At 68.8% G+C, this 18,556-nt stretch carries 16 protein-coding genes and 1 pseudogene; 5 read left to right on the top strand and 12 right to left on the bottom strand.

The window, feature by feature from the left end:
* Positions 1–27: 27 nt before the first annotated feature.
* Entirely contained in the window at positions 28–1,716 is a 1,689-nt protein-coding gene (locus tag Q4I23_RS07375) for a sensor histidine kinase (protein ID WP_498525762.1), read from the bottom strand.
* A 166-nt stretch (positions 1,717–1,882) separates the two neighbouring features.
* On the opposite strand from Q4I23_RS07375, the gene mtnA reads away from it, so the two are divergent.
* A complete protein-coding gene (mtnA, locus tag Q4I23_RS07370) occupies positions 1,883–2,983 on the top strand; it encodes an S-methyl-5-thioribose-1-phosphate isomerase (RefSeq protein ID WP_498525761.1) in 1,101 nt (366 codons plus the stop codon).
* 24 nt (positions 2,984–3,007) lie between these two features.
* On the opposite strand, the gene Q4I23_RS07365 is transcribed toward mtnA, so the two are convergent.
* Positions 3,008–3,628 (bottom strand): 3'-5' exonuclease, encoded by a 621-nt coding sequence (locus Q4I23_RS07365; protein ID WP_237904388.1) that lies wholly within the window; start codon positions 3,626–3,628, stop codon positions 3,008–3,010.
* A gap of 14 nt (positions 3,629–3,642) precedes the next feature.
* On the bottom strand, positions 3,643–4,233 hold the full coding sequence (locus tag Q4I23_RS07360) for an NUDIX domain-containing protein (protein WP_454020444.1): 591 nt from the start codon (positions 4,231–4,233) through the stop codon (positions 3,643–3,645).
* Positions 4,234–4,553: 320 nt separating this feature from the next.
* Between Q4I23_RS07360 and Q4I23_RS07355 the strand changes: the two genes are divergently transcribed.
* Positions 4,554–5,573, top strand: coding sequence for a class I SAM-dependent methyltransferase (locus tag Q4I23_RS07355; protein ID WP_454020445.1), 1,020 nt, complete (start codon positions 4,554–4,556; stop codon positions 5,571–5,573).
* A 7-nt stretch (positions 5,574–5,580) separates the two neighbouring features.
* Here Q4I23_RS07355 and Q4I23_RS07350 read toward each other — a convergent pair whose 3' ends face one another.
* Positions 5,581–6,924, bottom strand: a complete 1,344-nt coding sequence (locus Q4I23_RS07350) for an ABC transporter substrate-binding protein (protein WP_498525760.1) — start codon at positions 6,922–6,924, stop codon at positions 5,581–5,583.
* A 248-nt stretch (positions 6,925–7,172) separates the two neighbouring features.
* Between Q4I23_RS07350 and acnA the strand changes: the two genes are divergently transcribed.
* Entirely contained in the window at positions 7,173–9,863 is a 2,691-nt protein-coding gene (gene acnA, locus Q4I23_RS07345) for an aconitate hydratase AcnA (protein WP_498525759.1), read from the top strand.
* A 61-nt stretch (positions 9,864–9,924) separates the two neighbouring features.
* On the opposite strand, the gene Q4I23_RS07340 is transcribed toward acnA, so the two are convergent.
* The 3 genes and pseudogenes from Q4I23_RS07340 to Q4I23_RS07330 form a co-directional block, all read right to left on the bottom strand.
* A complete protein-coding gene (locus tag Q4I23_RS07340; RefSeq protein ID WP_498525758.1) occupies positions 9,925–11,034 on the bottom strand; it encodes an acyltransferase family protein in 1,110 nt (369 codons plus the stop codon).
* 67 nt (positions 11,035–11,101) lie between these two features.
* A pseudogene (locus Q4I23_RS07335) lies at positions 11,102–11,830 on the bottom strand (acyltransferase family protein); the annotation flags it as partial.
* A gap of 444 nt (positions 11,831–12,274) precedes the next feature.
* Entirely contained in the window at positions 12,275–13,126 is an 852-nt protein-coding gene (locus Q4I23_RS07330) for a LytTR family DNA-binding domain-containing protein (protein WP_498525757.1), read from the bottom strand.
* Positions 13,127–13,312: 186 nt separating this feature from the next.
* On the opposite strand from Q4I23_RS07330, the gene Q4I23_RS07325 reads away from it, so the two are divergent.
* Positions 13,313–13,714 carry a DUF2141 domain-containing protein gene (locus tag Q4I23_RS07325; protein WP_498525756.1) on the top strand — a complete coding sequence of 134 codons (402 nt, stop codon included), beginning with the start codon at positions 13,313–13,315 and terminating at the stop codon, positions 13,712–13,714.
* Between the two features lie 42 nt (positions 13,715–13,756).
* On the opposite strand, the gene Q4I23_RS07320 is transcribed toward Q4I23_RS07325, so the two are convergent.
* From Q4I23_RS07320 to Q4I23_RS07300, 5 genes are all read right to left on the bottom strand, one after another.
* Positions 13,757–14,854, bottom strand: coding sequence for a hypothetical protein (locus Q4I23_RS07320; RefSeq protein WP_454020451.1), 1,098 nt, complete (start codon positions 14,852–14,854; stop codon positions 13,757–13,759).
* A 252-nt stretch (positions 14,855–15,106) separates the two neighbouring features.
* Positions 15,107–15,340: a DUF1150 family protein gene (locus Q4I23_RS07315; RefSeq protein WP_014239221.1), complete on the bottom strand. Its 234-nt coding sequence runs from the start codon at positions 15,338–15,340 to the stop codon at positions 15,107–15,109.
* 74 nt (positions 15,341–15,414) lie between these two features.
* On the bottom strand, positions 15,415–15,894 hold the full coding sequence (locus tag Q4I23_RS07310; protein ID WP_014239222.1) for an Hsp20 family protein: 480 nt from the start codon (positions 15,892–15,894) through the stop codon (positions 15,415–15,417).
* A gap of 188 nt (positions 15,895–16,082) precedes the next feature.
* The gene (locus Q4I23_RS07305; RefSeq protein ID WP_454020452.1) at positions 16,083–16,508 is read right to left on the bottom strand and encodes a GtrA family protein; all 426 of its coding nucleotides are present in this window, start codon (positions 16,506–16,508) and stop codon (positions 16,083–16,085) included.
* A complete protein-coding gene (locus Q4I23_RS07300; RefSeq protein WP_498525755.1) occupies positions 16,505–17,620 on the bottom strand; it encodes a glycosyltransferase family 2 protein in 1,116 nt (371 codons plus the stop codon). The genes Q4I23_RS07305 and Q4I23_RS07300 overlap by 4 nt, the downstream gene beginning before the upstream one ends.
* A 576-nt stretch (positions 17,621–18,196) precedes the next feature.
* On the opposite strand from Q4I23_RS07300, the gene Q4I23_RS07295 reads away from it, so the two are divergent.
* Positions 18,197–18,556 (top strand): LytS/YhcK type 5TM receptor domain-containing protein (locus Q4I23_RS07295; protein ID WP_498525754.1); only part of this gene is annotated, 360 nt, incomplete at its 3' end.

The raw sequence follows: 18,556 nt of genomic DNA, 5'->3' as shown, positions 1-18,556 counted from the left end.
GGGCGGCCCACTTCAGGCTGACCCCTTTCAGGCGGCTTTCGTCTGCGTCTTGGCGAGGGTCGGCACCGACACGATGAAGCGGGTGCCCGGTCCGCCGTCCGGCTGGCGGTCGATGGTCACCGCCGCCCCGGCCTGCTGGGCCAGCGCCCGGACCAGAACCAGCCCCAGCCCGCTCTGGCGCTTGTCGGTCGCGCGGCTTTGCGCGGCGGACGGATCGGGCGGCAGGCCGGTGCCGTCGTCGCGCACCACCATCCGCATGCCCTCGCTCCCCTCCGGCAGCAGCTCCACGCTCACCGTGCCGGGATGGCCGAGGGGGAAGGCGTGGAGCAGCGCGTTCGACACCAGCTCGCTGGCGATCAGGGCGAGCGGGGTGGCCTGATCAACGTCGAGGCTCCAGGGCTGGGGGGCGTTCACCGTCAGCCGCGCCCCGGTCGGGTTGGTCGAGCGGACCAGCCCGTCGCAGAGCTGGCGCAGATAGTCGGCGAAGTCGATGCGCGCCGGCTGCTCGGAGCGGTAGAGAAGCTCCTGCATCAGGCTCATGCACTGGATGCGGCGCAGGCTCTCGTCGAAGGCGCGGCGGGCCGGCTCGTCGATGCGGGCGGCCTGAAGGCGCAACAGGCTGCAGATGACCTGAAGGTTGTTCTTCACCCGGTGCTGAACCTCCTTCAGCAAAACCTCCTTGTCGGTCACCACCGTTTCGAGCTGGGCGTTGGTCTGCGCCAGCTCCGCCGTGCGCTGCAGGACCCGTTCCTCCAGCGTGTCGTAGGCGTGCTGGAGCGCGTTCTCCGCCTGCCGCTCCCGCCGGGCGCGCTGAAGGGCCATCCCGCCGATCACCGCCACGGCGGCCAAGGCCGCCAGCGCGTAGGAGATGTAGGTCCAGAGCTGCCCGTGCCAGCGATCCATGACGCTGCTCACCGGGATGGCCACCTCGGCGGTCACGGGTACACTGTCCACCCGGCGCAGCGCGGAGATTTCCGGCTCCCCGGCGGCCTCCGCCAACGCGCTGTCGGTGGCGTCCGGCCCCTGGGTCTCGTGCAGCAGCACCCTGCCGTCGGCCCGGCGCAGGGTGATGGAGCGGGCGTAGTCGAAGTCGAAGCTCTTGTAGATGTCGCGGACGTAGCGCGGCGAGACGGCGACCAGGGCCACGCCGCGGAATTGCCCCGGTGCGGCGGCCAGCGGGCGCGAGAGGAGGATCAGCGGCTCCTGGCTGTAGCGGCTGTTGTCCAGTGCGGTGATGAAGAGATGGCCGCCCGCCTCGCTGCCGCCGGCCCGCTGGGCCACGAAATAGTCGCGGTCGGCGACGTTCATCGCCGGGGTGGGAAAGCGGCGGGTGGTCAGGACGGCGTTCCCCTCGGCGTCGAACAGCCAGATCGACACCAGATAGGGCGTGCCCCGCACCAGCGCCGCGTAGCGCTCCCAGCCCGCCCGGTCGCTGGGCAGCGGGGCGTCCGCCGGTCCGGCGAACTGGACCGCCTGCTTCAGGATCAGGTCGCTGGTCTCCACCAGCCGGGCCGCGTGCTCCGCGACCAGCAGGCTCGCGTTGCCGGCGGTGTCCTGGGCGTGCTGCAGGGCCGCTGCCCGGTCGCGCAACGCGAAGCTGGCCGACAGCCCGAGCGTCAGCAGCAGCGCCACCGCGCAGACCATCAGGACCAGCGCCGACCCCGGCATCCGGTAGAGCAGAGGGGAACCTTTGGATCGCAGGGCGCGCAGGGGCATGGGGGAGAGGCCGTTGAGCATCGATGGTCGTGGCTTTCGTGGCGGACCAACACTTTTTTGCAGGCTCCTGTTCCCTGGGTACGCCCGTTGAACCGCGCCGCGCCACCCCCTATTGTCGCGCCGGGCCGAAAGGCCGAAGCAGCATCGAGCGCGGGGAGTATGGCGTATGAAGATCGACGGCACGGCCTACCGCACCATCTGGCTGGCGCAGGACGGCTGGTCTGTGGAGATCATCGACCAGACGCGGATGCCGCATGATTTCGCCGTCGCGCGGCTGACCAACCTGGAGGAAGCCGCCCACGCCATTCGCGCCATGCTGGTGCGCGGGGCGCCGCTGATCGGGGCGACCGCCGCCTACGGCGTCGCGCTGGCCATGCGGGCCGACCCGTCCGATGCCGCGCTGGAGCAAGCCGGCGCGCGGCTGCTCGCCACCCGCCCGACCGCGGTCAACCTGCGCTGGGCGCTGGAGCGGATGCGCGCCCGTCTGGCTCCGCTGCCGCCCGCCGCCCGCGCCGAGGCCGCCTACGCCGAAGCCGCCGCGGTCTGCGACGAGGATGTTGCCATCAACCGCGCCATCGGCGAGCACGGCGCCGCTTTGATCCGCGAGGCCGCCCGCCGCAAGGGCCCGGGCGAGGCGGTGAACGTGCTGACCCACTGCAACGCCGGCTGGCTCGCCACCGTCGATTGGGGCACCGCGCTCGCCCCGGTCTATGTCGCTTTCGAGGAGGGCATCCGCCTGCATGTCTGGGTGGACGAGACGCGCCCGCGCAACCAGGGCGCCAGCCTGACCGCCTGGGAGCTGAACCGCCACGGCGTGCCCCACACGGTGGTGGTGGACAACACCGGCGGCCATCTGATGCAGCACGGCATGGTGGATCTGTGCATCGTCGGCACCGACCGCACCACGGCGACCGGCGATGTCTGCAACAAGATCGGCACCTACCTCAAGGCTCTGGCCGCCCACGACAACGGCGTGCCCTTCTACGTCGCGCTGCCCTCGCCGACCATCGACTGGGGGATGGCGGACGGGGTGAAGGAGATCCCCATCGAGGAGCGCGACTCCCGCGAGGTGACCGAGCTGACCGGCATCACCGCCGACGGGCGGATCGAAACCATCCGCGTCACCCCAGCCGGCAGCCCGGCGGTCAATTACGGCTTCGACGTGACCCCGGCCCGTCTGGTGACCGGTCTGGTGACCGAGCGCGGCGTGTGTCCGGCAAGCGCGGAAGGATTGGCAGGGCTGTTTCCGGAGCGGAGTGGCGTGTGAAGCACTTGCCCCACACGCTTCCCTCTAAACCACCGGCACCAGCTTGCGCCGCCGCGGCGGGTTGCCGCCCTTGCAGGGGCTGTAGCCGCCCGGCGCCAGCTGCCCGAACGTGATGCCGGTGGCCGCGGCGATGTCGGCCAGCCGCTCCAGCCCCAGAACGCTGGTGGCGGCGAGCGCGATGCGCCCGCAGGCCTCGGCGTCGCTGCCGGCGCGGTGGTGGTCGAGCGCAATCCCCAGATGGTCGGCCAGATAATTCAGCTTGTGCGCGGCCAGTTGCGGCCACGCCCGGCGCGCCAGCACCACCGTGCAGAGGTAGCTGCAGGCCGGCCACACCAGCCCGTAATCGTCCAGCGTGTGGCGCAGCACGCTGATGTCGAAGGAGGCGTTGTGGGCCAGCACCAGCCGGCCATCCAGCCGGCGGGCGAAGCGGTGCCAGACCTCGGGAAACTCCGGCGCGCCGGCGACATCCTCCGCCCGCAGGCCGTGGACAGCGGTGTTGAAGGGGTTGAAGCGCATCTCCCGCGGGCGGATCAGATGCTCCTCGGTCTCCACCACGCGCCCGTCCTCAATCCAGGCGACGCCGATGGAGCAGGCGCTGGTCCGCGATTCGTTGGCGGTTTCGAAGTCGATGGCGACGGCCTGCATGATCTCTTCGCCCCTCAGCCCAGGATCAGGCGGGTGACGTCCTCGGGCAGGTCGCCGTCGAGCGCCATCAGGCGGACCCTCAGTAGGCAGGCCACCGCGATGGCGTCGGTGATCTCCCCGCGCTTGACCATGGCGTAGGCCTCCGCGAAGGGGACGTGGCGCAGTTGCAGGACCTCGGTCTCCTCCGGTTCGGCCTGCCCCTGCTCGATCCCCCAGGCGAGAAAGCAATGGGCGGTCTCGTCGGTGATGCTGTTGGACAGATGCATGGTCAGGATCGGCAGCCAGTGGCGGGCGCTCTGGCCGGTCTCCTCCAGCAGCTCCCGCTTGGCCGACTCCACCGGTTCGACGCCCTTCTTGCCGCCGCCCTCCGGGATTTCCCAACTGTACTGCTCCAAGGGGAAGCGGTACTGGCCGACCAGCGTGACGCGGCCCTGGTCGTCGATGGGAAGCACCCCGGTCGCCAGATTCTGGGCGTGCATGACGCCGTAGATGCCGGGGGTGCCGAGCGGGGTCAGCACGTCGTGCTCCACCACCCGCATCCACGGATTCTCGTAGATCGGCTTGGTCGTCAGGACGGTCCAGGGATTGCCGGTCTTGTGTGGCACGCCGGTGCTCCTTGAGCGGTGTGGGGACAGGCTGCGGGGTGCTGGGGCGGAACTATAGGCATTGCGCCGCGATGCTGCAACGCGGCGCGCTTCGGCCACCGTGCCGCGCGCCGCCTTCGGGACCGCAAGAGGTGGGTGTTGCGGAAATATTTCACAGTTAGATAAAATTTTCGCGACAGTTCATGCAAGTCCTCTCCAACTGTTCGTGCTGGTTACTTGACTCCCCGACTGTTGAGGTCTACCTCTATATTGTGCGGTATCCGTTGATGCCGGCGGTGGCCGTCCTTCGTGGGGCAGCAATTTTGGAAACGCAGCGCCGGATGCGGCACAATTTTCAGGATAGGGAGCGCTGGCGCAATCCCGACTGGCGGACGAAATTCGTCGCCTGGTGGGAAGGCTACGACCTCGCCGCCCTGTCCCGGCTGGCCCGCACCGCCCCCGCCTCCCGCCTGCCCCTGCGCGGCCCGGTGGCGGCGCTGGGTTCCGCCGTGCCGGCTGCCGCCCTGCCGCCCGAGGCGCCGCGGCCCGATGCCGACCTGGAACGGCTGGAGAATCTGCAACTGGACCGTCAGGGCGAACCGGTCTGGTCGGTCGCCCGCACGGAAGGGGCGCAGATGCTGTGGGGGCAGGACTGCGTCGGTCCCGGTGACGCGCAATGGATGGTCGAATCCGTCCGCTCCTTCGGGCTGAACCCGGCCAAGAGCGTGCTGGATCTCTCGGCGGGGCTGGGCGGGCCAGCGCGCGGTATCGTCGACAGCTACGACACCTGGGTAACCGGGCTGGAGATGTCGCCCCTGCTGGCGAAGCTGGGGATGGAGCGGTCCAAGGCGCTGGGTGTGTCGAAGAAGGCGCCGATCGGCCATTACGACCCCGAGCATTTCAACCAGGCGGGCTCCTTCGACCTCGTGCTGGCCGACCGGGTGATGCACCGGGTGCGCGACAAGGAGAATTTCCTCGACCGCGTCTGCGACTGCGTGAAGCCGAAGGGCGGCGTGCTGCTGTTCGACTATGTGATCGAGGGCACGCCGTCCTCCTGGGAAAGCTGGAACGGCTGGCGCGACTCCGAGCCGCTGGAGGTCTATCCCTGGTCGGGCACCCGCATGGCTGATGAGCTGACACAGCGCAACCTGGACCTGCGCATTTCCGAGGATCTGACCCAGTTCCACCGTCGTCAGGCCGTGGAGCGGGTGCGTCGGCTGGGCGAGGCGTTGAAGACCGCCGCCCCCGAGCCCCGCGTGCTCAAGGCGCTGGCCCGCGAGCTGGCGCTGTGGTGGTCGCGGCTGCGCGTGCTGGGCAGCGGGTTGCGTTTCTGCCGCTACGTGGCGATGCGCCCGACCTGACGATTTCCTAATCGCAGGCGCGTGGCTCGATCTTGCGCTCCGCCGCGAAACGCCGGGCCGACTCCGCCACCAGTTTGCGGATCAGGGCGCGGCGCGGCTCGATGGGGCCGGAGACGTCCAGCCAGCGCTCCCCGTCCCACTGCTGCACATGCAGCGGCACGATCCCCTCATGGTCGGCGCAGGTGATGCGCAGCGGCTGCATGAAGCCGTCCAGCCCCAGATCGGCCAGCCGTTCGGCGGTCAGGTCCAGATGATCGAAGCCCCAGGCGACCTGCGCCCCGGTCAGCGGCCGGCGCCCGTATTTGCCCTGCGCGGTGCGGATGGCCTCGACCAGGACGGCGGCGTTGAAGACCCCGCGGTTGTAGAGCACCGTGCCGATCTGGCCGGGATCGCCGGTTCCCAGCCCGTGGGCGTGGACCTGCTCGCGGATGGCGCGGATCACCGGCAGGTCCGCCCCGGCGGCGTGGAAGGCCACCGCCTTGTATCCGACCGCCGCCGCACCGACCGGCCGGACGTCCAGCTCCGACCCGGCCCACCAGACGCCGATCATGCGGTCGGCCGGATAGCCGGCGGCGGCGGCCTCGCGCAGGGCGGTGGAGTTCTGCACGCCCCAGCCCCACAGGATCACGTAATCGGGCCGGTAGTGGCGGGCGATCTGTGTCCAGACGGCGCGCTGGTCCAGCCCGGGCGGGGCGACGGGGAAGCTGCGCATCTCGAAGCCGAGCCGGCCGCGCAGCGCCTCCAGCATGGGCAGCGGCTCCTTGCCGAAGGCGCTGTCGTGATAGACGTAGGCGATTCTCCGCCCGCGCAGCCGCTCCGTCCCGCCCAGCTCCGTGGCGCCCAGCTCCGCTGCGATGTGGCTGATCGCGGCGTCGATGCCCGTCCAATAGCTGGCCGGGGCGTTGACCGCGTAGGGGAAGACCCGCCCGTCCGACACGTCCGCCCGCCCGTAGCCGGAGGAGAAGACCGGGATATGGTCGGCGGCCCCGCGTTCGATCAAGGCGTAGGTGATGCCGGTGGACAGCGGCAGGACGGCGGCGGCGCCGGTCGGCCCCTTGGCCTTCAGCCGCTCGTAGCAGTCCACCCCGCGGTCGGTGTTGTAGCCGGTGTCGCACTCTTCCCAGGCGATGGGCACCCCGCCGATGCCGCCATCGCGCCGGTTGACCAGCGTCAGATAATCGGCCACCCCGTCGGCCAGCGGGATGCCGTAGGGCGCGTAGGGGCCGCTGCGGTAGACAAGGTGGGGGAAGAACTGCGCCCCTTGCGGCGACTCCGAAGTGGCCTTGGCCGGGGCGCACAGCACCGCCATCGCCAGGGCCACGGCCGCCAAAGCTGGGGCGCGCCATGCCATTCCGTTTCCTCCACCCGTCGCGCGCCGGGCCGTTCCGCCCATTCGCTTGGTTGTCGTTTTGCGCGATTCTAGTACGGACCGGCCCCGTTTCGCACGAAGAGAGCGCAGCCCCCACGCTTCCGCTTGCCTGCCCTTTGCAAGGCGCCGTTTGAAGGGGGGCGGGACCGGCACTAAATCAGGCGGTTGAGACATGCGGAAACCATGGCCGCCGCCCGGCCGGTCCGCCAATAACGCGAAGGAGGGGTGCCGTGACGACGTTCACCGGTCAGGACTCGCTGAAAACCCGCCGTTCCCTGTCCGTCGGGGGCAAGAGCTACGATTATTTCAGCATCAAGGCTGCGGAGGACGCCGGGCTGGGCGACCTCTCCCGGCTGCCCTATTCCATGAAGGTGCTGCTGGAGAATCTCCTGCGCTTCGAGGATGGGCGCACCGTGTCCACCGACGACGTCAAAGCGGTGGCCCAGTGGCTTCACGACAAGCGGTCCGACCGTGAGATCGCCTATCGCCCGGCGCGCGTGCTGATGCAGGACTTCACCGGCGTGCCGGCGGTCTGCGATCTCGCCGCGATGCGCGAGGCGATGGCCGCGCTGGGCGGCGATCCCAAGAAGATCAACCCGCTGGTCCCGGTCGATCTGGTCATCGACCACTCGGTGATGGTCGATTACTTCGGCAACCCGTCCGCCTTCGAGAAGAACGTCGAGCTGGAGTTCGAGCGCAACCTGGAGCGCTACGCCTTCCTGCGCTGGGGCCAGAAAGCCTTCGACAATTTCCGCGTCGTGCCGCCGGGCACCGGCATCTGTCATCAGGTGAACGTCGAGTATCTGGCGCAGGGCGTGTGGACCGACACCGACCCGGCGGGCAAGCTGGTCGCCTACCCCGACACGCTGGTCGGCACCGACAGCCACACCACCATGGTGAACGGGCTGGGCGTGCTCGGCTGGGGCGTCGGCGGCATCGAGGCGGAGGCGGCCATGCTCGGCCAGCCCATCTCCATGCTGATTCCCGAGGTTGTCGGCTTCAAGCTGACCGGGCGGCTGAAGGAGGGCACGACGGCCACCGACCTCGTGCTGACCGTCACCCAGATGCTGCGCAAGAAGGGCGTGGTCGGCAAGTTCGTGGAGTTCTACGGGTCCGGTCTGGACCACCTGACGCTGGCCGACCGCGCCACCATCGGCAACATGGCCCCGGAATACGGCGCCACCTGCGGCATCTTCCCGATCGACGCGGAGACCATCCGCTACCTGACCTTCACCGGCCGCGACGCCGACCGCGTGGCGATGGTCGAGGCCTACGCCCGCGCCCAGGGCATGTGGCGCGACGCCGGCACCCCGGACCCCGTCTTCACCGACACGCTGGAGCTGGACATGACGACGGTCGAGCCGTCGCTGGCCGGCCCGAAGCGCCCGCAGGACCGCGTGCCGCTGTCCCAGGCGGCGCAGAGCTTCAGCGGCGATCTGGTCGGCACCTTCAAGGCGGAGGACGCCGACCGCTCCGTCCCCGTCCAGGGCTGCGGCTACAGCCTCGACCAGGGGGCGGTGGTGATCGCCGCCATCACCTCCTGCACCAACACCTCCAACCCGGCGGTGCTGGTGGCCGCCGGCCTGCTCGCCCGCAAGGCGGTGGAGAAGGGGCTGAAGTCCAAACCCTGGGTCAAGACCTCGCTGGCGCCGGGATCGCAGGTGGTCACCGACTATCTGGCCAAGGCCGGCCTCCAGCCCTACCTCGACCAGCTCGGCTTCAACATCGTCGGCTACGGCTGCACCACCTGCATCGGCAACAGCGGCCCGCTGCCCGACCCCATCGCCGCGGCGGTGGAGGAGGGCAACCTCGTGGTCGCCGCGGTGCTGTCGGGCAACCGCAACTTCGAAGGCCGGGTGAACCCGCACACGCGGGCGAACTATCTGGCCTCGCCGCCGCTGTGCGTCGCCTACGCGCTGGCCGGCAACATGAAGATCGACTTGGCCAAGGACCCCATCGGCACCGGCCATGACGGCCAGCCCGTCTATCTGAAGGACGTCTGGCCGACCAACCAGGAGGTCCAGGACGCCATCGACGCCTCGCTGTCGGCGGAGATGTTCCGCAGCCGCTACGGCAACGTGTTCGAGGGGCCGGAGCAGTGGCGCGGCATCCGGACCGCCGAGGGCCAGACCTACGAGTGGCAGGCGGGCAGCACCTACGTGAAGCTGCCGCCCTTCTTCGCCGACATGCCGAAGACCCCCGACGCGGTGAGCGACGTGCGGGGCGCCCGCGCGCTGGCCGTTCTGGGCGACAGCATCACCACCGACCACATCTCGCCCGCCGGCTCTATCAAGAAGACCAGCCCGGCCGGCGAGTATCTGTTGAGCCATCAGGTGCGCCCACAGGACTTCAACTCCTACGGCGCGCGGCGCGGCAACCACGAGGTGATGATGCGCGGCACCTTCGCCAACATCCGCATCCGCAACGAGATGCTGGCGGGCGTGGAGGGCGGCGAGACCCGGCACTACCCCTCGGGCGAGCAGTTGCCGATCTACACCGCGGCGATGCGCTACGCCCAGGAGGGCGTGCCGCTGGTGGTGATCGCCGGCAAGGAGTACGGCACCGGCTCCAGCCGCGACTGGGCGGCCAAGGGCACCAAGCTGCTGGGCATCCGCGCCGTGATCGCCGAGAGCTTCGAGCGCATCCACCGCTCCAACCTCGTCGGGATGGGCATCCTGCCGTTGCAGTTCAAGGACGGGCTGACCCGCAACGATCTGGCGCTGGACGGCACCGAGACCTTCGACATCGACGGCATCGAGCAGGACCTGCGCCCGCGCAAGGACGTGACGATGACCATCACCCGCGCCGATGGCCAGACCCGGCAGGTGCCGCTGCTGCTGCGCATCGATACGGTGGACGAGGTCGAGTATTACCGGAACGGCGGCGTGCTGAACTTCGTCCTGCGCAATCTGGCGAAGTAGCGATGGCCGCCGGGGCGGGGGGCGGCCACGCCTTCCCGCCTCGCGGCGTTCCGGTGGGGTATCACTCCCCGTAAGACGGGTCGGGGCTGCGCAGGCTCTCCTGGATGCTCTGCACGATCAGGGTGCTGCCACGGGTCGAGAAATGGCCCTGGTCCAGGAAGTAGAAGCCCTGGTCGTCCCTGATCCGGCAGAGCGGGTGGGCCTTGCAGGGGTCGGGGTCGCAGAAATAGTCAGAGGTGTCGACGAACTGCGCGCCTTGCGTCGCGGCGATGACCGGCTGGTCGGCGGCTCGGCCGGTGATCGAATAGGCCCGATCCGACTTCATGAAGTAGGTGTGGTCGTAGGGGTTGCGGAAGCGGAACACCGGGCTCTGCCCCAGCACCACGATGCGGATGCCCCGGTTCAGCAGGGCCTCCACGGTCGCGTGCAGGCGGCGGAGATCGAGGGCGTTCGTGTCCATGTACCATTCCCACCGCGCCGCCATGATAACGGTGCGGATGCCGTTGCGGTCGATGATCTCGTCGACGCGGCTGTTGAAGTCCTGGCAGTTCGGGCGGGCGTTGACGGACAGATCCCTGATGGGCGGGCAGCCCGACGCCGTGTACTGGACGATGTTGTAGGGCAGGGTGTCGGCGACGGTCTGGAGCCCCGGCACATAATGGGCCGCGAAGGAATCCCCCCACAGCAGGGCGGTGGGCGCCTCCGCCTTCAGGGGGCCGATCCGGCAGTTCTCCACGCCCGGCCACGCCTCGGGGGACTGGTCGGTTTCGAGGAAGCAGGTGTGTTCCTTGTAGAGTTCCCGCCCTGAGATGTCCTGCGGCGTGTAGTCGGTGAAGCGCTGCGGCAGCCCGTTGGACAGATGGCCGAGCAGCCCGACCCCCGCCAACCCCGCCATGACCCAGCCGGTCCGGGCGAAGACCTTGGACGGCCGGCGTCCCGACTCCGTCCCGAGATTTGCCCTGGGTTTGCGGAAGGGAATTTCGATCAGCCGCCAGGACAGCACGGACACCGCGGCGATGGCCGCGAGAAGGACCAGCGTCTCCTTGGTGGTCAGGTCCCGCCCCTTGTAGAACCGCGCGAAGACCATCAGCGGCCAATGCCAGATGTACATGGAGTAGGAGATCAGGCCGATGAAGACCATGGGGCGCAGCGTCAGCACTCTCCCGACCATCGTCGAGCCGCCCCGCATGGATGATCAGCGCTGCGCCCAGGCAAGGCAGCAGCGCGGCGTAGCCTGGAAAGGCCGTGGCCTCGGATAGGGCGAACACGCTGACGAGGATCAGGGCGGCACCGACCATGCAGGCCAACTCCCGCACCGCGCGGCCGCGGATGTCCGGAACGGCGCCGAAGGCGAGAAGGGCGCCCAACACCAACTCCCACAGCCGGGGCGGCAGCAGGTAGAAGGCCGCCACCGGATGATCCCGGACCAGCGATATGCCCAAGGCGAAGGACGCCGCCGCCGCCGCCAGCAGGACGGCGACCCACACCGAACGCCCGTACGGGAGCAGGGCCAGCACGGCGAGTGGGAAGACGATGTAGAATTGCTGCTCCACCCCCAGCGACCAGGTGTGGAGAAGTGGGTTCATCTCCGCCGCGTTCTCAAAGTAACTGGACTTCAGATAATAGACGATGTTGGACGAGAACAGCGTGGTCGCCGCGAGGTTCTGGGAAAAACTCTTCAACTCCTGGGGCGACAGCAAAAACAGGGCGAGCACCGCGGTGACCGCCAGCGCCGCGAACAGGGCGGGAAGGATGCGGCGGATGCGGCGGACATAAAAGTCGGTGAGGGAAAAGCGGCCGCGCTGCGCGTCGTTCAGAACGATCGAGCCGATGAGGTAACCGGAAATCACGAAGAACACATCGACGCCGACGTATCCGCCGCTGAACAGGGAAAACTTCGCATGGAACAGCAGAACCGAAAGGATCGATACCGCGCGAAGGCCGTCGATGTCGGGGCGGTACGTCATGGGACCCGCAAGGTTTGGGTGGAACGGCGACGCGGGTCGGCGGTCCCGAACCCGGTTCTGCGGCGGGAGGCGAGCGACGAGGGAGGAGGGGAATGCCCGGCTACGCGAGGGGAAGCGGTGAGATCGCTCTCTGACAACTCAATGAAGACTGAAAGACTTCACGGCGTAGGCGTAAATTTGGCGTTCTTATCGCCTGGATTGCCTTATTGTTTTCGATGCCCTTGATAGGAAAGTGCCTGTGATTTCTATGGTATGCCATCGCGACGGCGTGTTGAAGTGAATTATTGAATGAAAGCCTTAGGGTGTCGGCACTTTGAATGACCTAACAAGAATTCAACGGTAATGGCCGCCCAATGGTGATAGAGAAAGAACCCGTTATTGCGTGGGGTGTCCGCCTCTGTTCGGGTTTTCACAGGGTCTTCGTGTGCGTTGAGGGGGCGCTGGTTACGGACCCGTCTTCTCCGTCCAGCCCGCCTCGCGGACCGCCGCCGCGTAACTGCGGCTGACCGGCACGCGACGGCCGTTGCGCAGAACCAGCACCAGCTTGCCGTCCGGCTTGCGCTCCACCCCGGCGACGGCCGCGGCGGCGACCCAGTGGGAGCGGTGGACCTGCATCCCCTCAAGCCCGGCCAGCTCCGCGATGGCGTCGCGCAGCCGCATCAGGATCAGGTCGCTGCCCTCCGCCGTGTGGACGCGGACGTAATGGTCCTCCATCTCCAGCGCCAGAAGGTCCCGGCCGAGCCGCGCGGGCAGGCGGGCGAGGAAGGTGGGCTCCGGCCGCTCCGCCGGGGATGCCGGTGCGTTGCCCGGGACGGGCGCGGATGGCGGCGGCGTGGGGCCGGCGAGAAGCCCGCGGTCGCGCAACTCCAGCCAGACCGGAATGGCGGACACCAGCAGGGTGACGAGGACGACGTAGACGAACAGCTCCGCCAACCCCAGCGGGCGCAAAAAATCCATCCCGCGCAACGTCCTTTCAAGCAGCGCCACGGTCAGCGTCATCAGCGCCGCCACCGCCAGGATCACCCCGGCCAGCATGGCGCGCCACGCCCCCGCCCGCTCCCTCAGCCGATGGCCGGCGGCCAGGGTCAGAAGCTCGAAGGCGAGACCGCCCAGCCCGATCAGCCCGCACCAGTAAGCCAGCCGCTGCGCCAGCGTCAGATCCGCGAAGGTGCCGAACGGACCCAGCAGGGTCAGCACCAGCGCGGCGGCCAGCAGCACGGGCAGGCGCCGGCCCAGCAGCCGGCGGTGGTAGGGCGTGCGGGGCTGCCCCGCCGCGGGAGCCTCCGTTTCACGCATCGTGAAACGCCGTTTCCGGCGTTTCGCGAAGCCGCATCCCGCCGGTCCCGCAGCGGCGGTGGCCCGCCGACCGCTCCTTCAGGCATGGAAGGGACCGGGTTGGAAAGGCGATGGTTCCCCCACGGCGAAGGAAAGGGACAGGAAATGGGAGGCGCATGTCGGGTCGGATTGGGGTTGGTCGGCGCGATGACGCTGACCCTCGCCGCGGCGGGAGTCTGCGCGGGGGAGCTTCGCGCAACCATCGGCAACGTCAAGCCCCAACAGGGCAAACTGTGGATCGCTTTGTATGACGGCGCCGATGCCTACAAAGCGGAGCGGCGTTTCGCCGGGCAAATCCTGGAGGCGTCGGGGACGGAGGTGACGGCGGTTTTCGCCAAGCTGCCGGCGGGGCGCTACGGAGTTGCTGTGTTTCAGGATAGGAACGGCGACTCGGTGCTCACCACAAACCTGCTGGGTATGCCGGGCGAGCCCTACGGCTTCAGCGGCGGGGCGACGGGCAGCGCCTTCGGCCCGCCGGCCTTCGACGCCTTCGCCCTGGCGGTGCCGGACGGGGGGACGGTGACCGCCAGGGTGCCCCTGACGGAGTGAACCGCCGTTCCGGGCGACCGGAGCCGTGCCGTGGAGGGCTCCTCACGCGCTGGCGGAGCGGGCGGACTGTTCCAGCGACTTGATGTGGGACAGGCCGGGCAGGATTTCCGACTTCACGAACTCCATGCGCCGGTTCGGGCCGCCGCCGCCGCGGGCGAAGCGGGCCTTCCACAGGTCCATCTTCACCGCCAGACCGCACAGCACGCCGCCGATGGTGACGTGGTGGGAGGCGATCAGCTCGCGGATGGAATGGAAGGTCTCGGCGTTGATGTCGCGCCAGAAGTCCTTGGACCGGTTGTCGAAGCTCTCGAACCGCCCGGTGATCGAGGTGGAGATGTCGGTCAGGTCTCGGCTGATCTCGTCGAGCATGCGCATCTGCCGGGCGTCGCGCTTGACCTCGGTCGAGCTGCGGATCTCGGCCATCCAGGAAAGGAAGCGCTGGATCTCCGGGACGATGTCGTCCAGGCATTTCTTGAAATAGGCCAGCGACAGGAAGATGTCTCCGTACTCCTCGAGGAATTGGGGGATCTCCCCCAGCTCGATGTCCAGCCGGTCGGCCATCATGCGCAGGTTGCGCAGCGCCTCGTCCCGGTTGGGGTTGGAGAACATGCCGATGATGTCCTTCACGTCCTGGACCTGCATGTCCTCGGACCCGTAGACATACTCGACCAGCGGGCGCGTGAAGACGCGCATGTAGTTGGTCAGCTCCTCCTTCTTGCGGTCGGACAGGGTCAGCGACTCGATGCTGTTGACATCGATGTTCATCCGCCGCAGCTCGATGCGGGAGGTGTAGACGTCGAAGCTGGAGGCAGCGGCGATCTTCTCGATCTTGACGAGGTCGCGCTCCACCTCCTCCTTGTAGGATTCGAAATAGGCGGTGAGGTGGCGCGGCGAGACCTGCCCGCTGCCGGTCTGGACGTCGTGGAACATCTCGACGACGGTCTGCAACCGCACGTTCTTGATCAGCCGGGCGTGCTGAAGACCCGGCGTTTCCAGCGGGATGGCCGACAGCGGCATGATGTGCAGCGCGTCGCGGGCCTCGTCCTCCCACTGCCTGCGCCGGCCTCCGCCCTGGGGACGTGCCGACTTGTCCCCCGCAACCTCCGCCACAGCCTCGCTGGTGTCTGCCCCGTCGCTCAATGCCATCTCCCCGCAAGCCGGCGCCCATCCGCCCGCTTGGCCACTTTCGCGGTCCCCCACAAGGATAGCGGGTTGAGGGGGGCAGGCAAGGGTTGAAGGGGGCGTCCCGGAGCAATGTCATAGCACCGGACGTACAGAAACGAAAAGGGCCGGTCCGCGGTGGACCGGCCCTTTCGCAACCTTCCGTGGGGTTTTTCGGCCGGAGAGGTTTCGGCGAAACCTCCGGGCGTCATCAGCGGGACGCCCCGGGCGTCAATGGACGCTCAGCGGCTCCATGTCGTTCTGGCGGACGGTGGCGAAGGCCACGTCGCGCTCGGCCAGCACCGTCAGCGGCGTGCCGTCGGCGGCGTGGACGGAGAAGGCCGGGGCGTCGTCGACGGTCACCGGCCGGACATAGGCCACATGGTCCAGCCCGAAGGTGGCGAAGTCCTGGGGCGACAGTTGGCGCAGGAAGGCCGCGGCCTTGTCGGTGTCGAAGCTGTTCATGACGCAGTCCTTTGGACGAATCGGTCGATGAGGTGTGGGCGGCGGGCAGTCGCGCTTGTTGGCGCCGAAACCGGTCAGGCGTCGCCGCGGTCGGGGGCGACGTCGATGGTCTGCGGTCCGGCGGTGCCGCTGGCGGCCTGGGCGGGCTGCTCGATCTTGATGGTGCGGACCTTCGGTTCCGGCAAGGGCCGCTTGAGGTCGATGTTGAGCAGGCCGTTGTCGAGCGAGGCGCCGACCACCTCGATCCCCTCCGCCAGCACGAAGCTGCGCTGGAACTGCCGGGCGGCGATGCCACGGTGCAGGTAGATGCGCGAGCGGTCGTCGGTCTGGCGGCCGCGGATGACGAGCTGGTTGTCCTCGATCTGGACCGACAGGTCCTCGGAGGTGAAGCCGGCCACGGCCAGCGTGATGCGCAGGCCCTCGTCCCCGATCTGTTCGATGTTGTAGGGCGGATAGCCTTCCGCGGAATTCTTGGCGATGCGGTCCAGCGTGCGCTCGAACTGGTCGAAGCCCAGGAGCAGCGGACTGTTGAAGAGCGAAAGACGTGTCGTCACGGCGCATCCTCCTCGAGAGGCGAGCGAGTTGCACATTGGGCCCGTTTCCGGCGCCCGGCTGGCTGGCGGCCCGAAAGGGGAGGATCGGCGCCGCTCCGTCATAGATTGGGGTAGGCCGCCCGGCGGTCAAGGTTCGCCGTTGCGGCAAAGCGCTCGCGCCCTCCGGCAGGGCAACCGGTGGCTTGGAGTCAGACGAGGGGATTGGCGGCTGGTGCTGTGAAGACGAAGCGCCGGCTGGACCAGTAGTTCCAGGCGAAGGTGACGGCGGTCGCCGCGATCTTGGCGACCAGCGGCGGAACGGCGGGGACCAGCAGACCGACCACCAGCGTGGACAGCGCCAGCCCGACGAGGTTGAAGGCGAGGAACAGCGGCAGGCGGCGGGCCATGGGCGCCGCCTCGCGGCGCAGGCGGAAGGTCCAGCTGCGGTTCAGCAGGAAGCTGCACAGCACCCCGGCGCCGTAGCCCACGGCGTTGGCGGCCAGAACGGGCGCCCCGGCCAGCGACACCAGCGCCAGGAACAGCGCGAAATCCACCCCGGTGTTCAGCAGGCCGACCAGGGCGAAGCGGATGGCCGTCCAGGGAACGGCCCGTCCCCGGCCTTCCGTGCCGCTCAACTATTGGCCCCGCTCTTGGCCTCGATGCGGGAGAAGGCTCCGGCGGCGGCGGCGATGCCGGTCCCCAGATGCACCACGACGGGGTCCGGCGCGGCCTGCACGCCGGCTTCGGCGGCCGCGGTCTGGGCGGCGGCTTGGGCGGCGACCTGGGCGGCCATGGCGTCCGGATGGCGGGCGATACGGTCCACCACGAACAGCGGCCGCTGTTTCGTCTCCATGTAGAGCCGCCCCAGATACTCGCCCAGGACGCCTAGGATCAAAAGCTGGGTGCTGCCCAGCACCAGCGAGACGACCATCACGCTGGTCCAGCCGGGAACCGTCGCGTGCTGGGCCCAGCTCACCAGCGCGTAGCCCAGCGCCAGCACGGCGCACAGCGCGAAGAAGAAGCCGACGTAGGAGGCGGCGCGCAGCGGCTTGATGGAGAAGCTGGTGATGGCGTCCACCGCGAAGCGGATCATCTTGCCCAGCGGGTACTTGGTCTCGCCGACGGCGCGGGCCTGCCGGTCGTAGGGCAGCGGCTCCTGCTTCAGCCCGATCCAGCTCACCATGCCGCGGATGAAGCGGTGCTGCTCCGGCATGGCGTTCAGTACCTCCAGGGCGCGGCGGCTCATCAGACGGAAGTCGCCGGTGTCCTTGGGGATCTCGATGTCGACCAGCCGGTCGAGCAGGCGGTAGAACAGCGCCGCCGTGCCCTTCTTGAACCACGTCTCGCCGTCGCGGGCCATGCGGGTGCCGTAGACCACGTCGGCCCCGGCGTCCATGCGGGCCATCATGGTGGTGAGCAACTCCGGCGGGTCCTGCAGGTCGGCGTCGATGATCAGGATGCGTTCGCCCCGGCAGACGTGGAGTCCGGCGGTCAGGGCGAGCTGGTGGCCATGGTTTCGCGACAGCCGCACCCCCGTCACCGCCGGATCGTCGTGCACCAGAGTGGCGATGCGGCTCCAGGTGCCGTCGCGCGATCCGTCATCCACCAGGATCAGCTCATAGCCCTCCCCGACCTCGGCGCGGCAGGCCGCGGTCACCCGGCGGTGCAATTCGCCGATTCCCTCGGCCTCGTTGTAGCAGGGAACCACCACGGACAACCGCGGGGCCCCGGCAACGGCGTGCTGCATAAACCTTCTCCCGTCACCGCCTCCGGTCCGCGTCCCCCCGGCCCGATGGCCGTCCTGCCGATGCTTTCCATGGCGTGAATCCCAAAGGAGGACCCCTTCGGGCGAGAGCGCGGTCTTCGGGCGACACCGGCGCGGTACCGCCGGCATCCCGCTTCGCCAACGGGATTGAAGGCCCTTTTGCCCCGCCGGAATTCGGTACTAACCCGGTCATGCGGCCGCCGGGCCGGACCGCCCGGCGGAAATCCCCGGAACGTCACAGGCCTATGGCATTTGCGACGATTGCCGGTGTGGAAGGGGTGCCCCGAAGGGCGTGGCGCGGTGCGGAACGCGGGACCTTTCCCGCCCCGCCGTGCCGTCGCTCCGCTACCCCGTATGGTGATCCCGAACAGGTTGCCTCTGTCGGGCTGCCCAGGATGGACGACCACCTCCGACGCGGCACGTCCTTTGCGTGACCGGAAACGACAGGCGGACCGAAACGGAGCGGCATCCGCCCGTATGCCGGGAATGCGTCGCACGATGCGAATCCGTCTCTCGCCGCACAGGCAAAATGCGAAACGGGACCGCCAGGGGGTTGTGATGACCATGCTTTCCAGTGAACTGCTGCTCGGGCTGGCGCAGAACATCGGGCTGTTCGCGGTCGTGGCGGTCGTCTTCCTGCAGATCCGCAGCCGTGCCGCCGGCTGGCCGGCGCCGCTGGCCAATGCCCTCCTGGGCCTGATGTTCGGCGGGGTGGCGGTGCTGGGCATGGCCGATCCGGTGCGGGTGGCGCCCGGCCTGTTCATCGACGCGCGCAACGTGATGGTCGGGCTGGCCGGTCCGTTCGGCGGCGCTCTGGCCGGGGCGGCGGCGGCGGCGGTGTCGGGGGCCTTCCGCCTCTGGCTGGGCGGTCCGGGCGCTGTCTCTTATACACATCTGACGCTGCCGACGATTATACGC

It is taken from the genome of Azospirillum sp. UFLA03-27, from assembly GCF_059803775.1.
The sequence above is the reverse complement of the archived record's forward strand: the minus strand, read 5'-3'. Positions and strand labels throughout refer to the sequence as shown.

What these genes read in the sequence shown, in the direction of transcription:
- Q4I23_RS07365 (WP_237904388.1), bottom strand. Translation starts at nt 3,628, where the DNA reads ATGCAGGCCGTCGCCATCGACTTCGAAACCGCCAACGAATCGCGGACC.
- Q4I23_RS07375 (WP_498525762.1), bottom strand. Translation starts at nt 1,716, where the DNA reads ATGCCCCTGCGCGCCCTGCGATCCAAAGGTTCCCCTCTGCTCTACCGG.
- mtnA (WP_498525761.1), top strand. Translation starts at nt 1,883, where the DNA reads ATGAAGATCGACGGCACGGCCTACCGCACCATCTGGCTGGCGCAGGAC.
- Q4I23_RS07355 (WP_454020445.1), top strand. Translation starts at nt 4,554, where the DNA reads ATGCGGCACAATTTTCAGGATAGGGAGCGCTGGCGCAATCCCGACTGG.
- Q4I23_RS07350 (WP_498525760.1), bottom strand. Translation starts at nt 6,924, where the DNA reads ATGGCATGGCGCGCCCCAGCTTTGGCGGCCGTGGCCCTGGCGATGGCG.
- Q4I23_RS07330 (WP_498525757.1), bottom strand. Translation starts at nt 13,126, where the DNA reads ATGCGTGAAACGGAGGCTCCCGCGGCGGGGCAGCCCCGCACGCCCTAC.
- Q4I23_RS07340 (WP_498525758.1), bottom strand. Translation starts at nt 11,034, where the DNA reads ATGGTCGGGAGAGTGCTGACGCTGCGCCCCATGGTCTTCATCGGCCTG.
- Q4I23_RS07325 (WP_498525756.1), top strand. Translation starts at nt 13,313, where the DNA reads ATGACGCTGACCCTCGCCGCGGCGGGAGTCTGCGCGGGGGAGCTTCGC.
- Q4I23_RS07315 (WP_014239221.1), bottom strand. Translation starts at nt 15,340, where the DNA reads ATGAACAGCTTCGACACCGACAAGGCCGCGGCCTTCCTGCGCCAACTG.
- Q4I23_RS07300 (WP_498525755.1), bottom strand. Translation starts at nt 17,620, where the DNA reads ATGCAGCACGCCGTTGCCGGGGCCCCGCGGTTGTCCGTGGTGGTTCCC.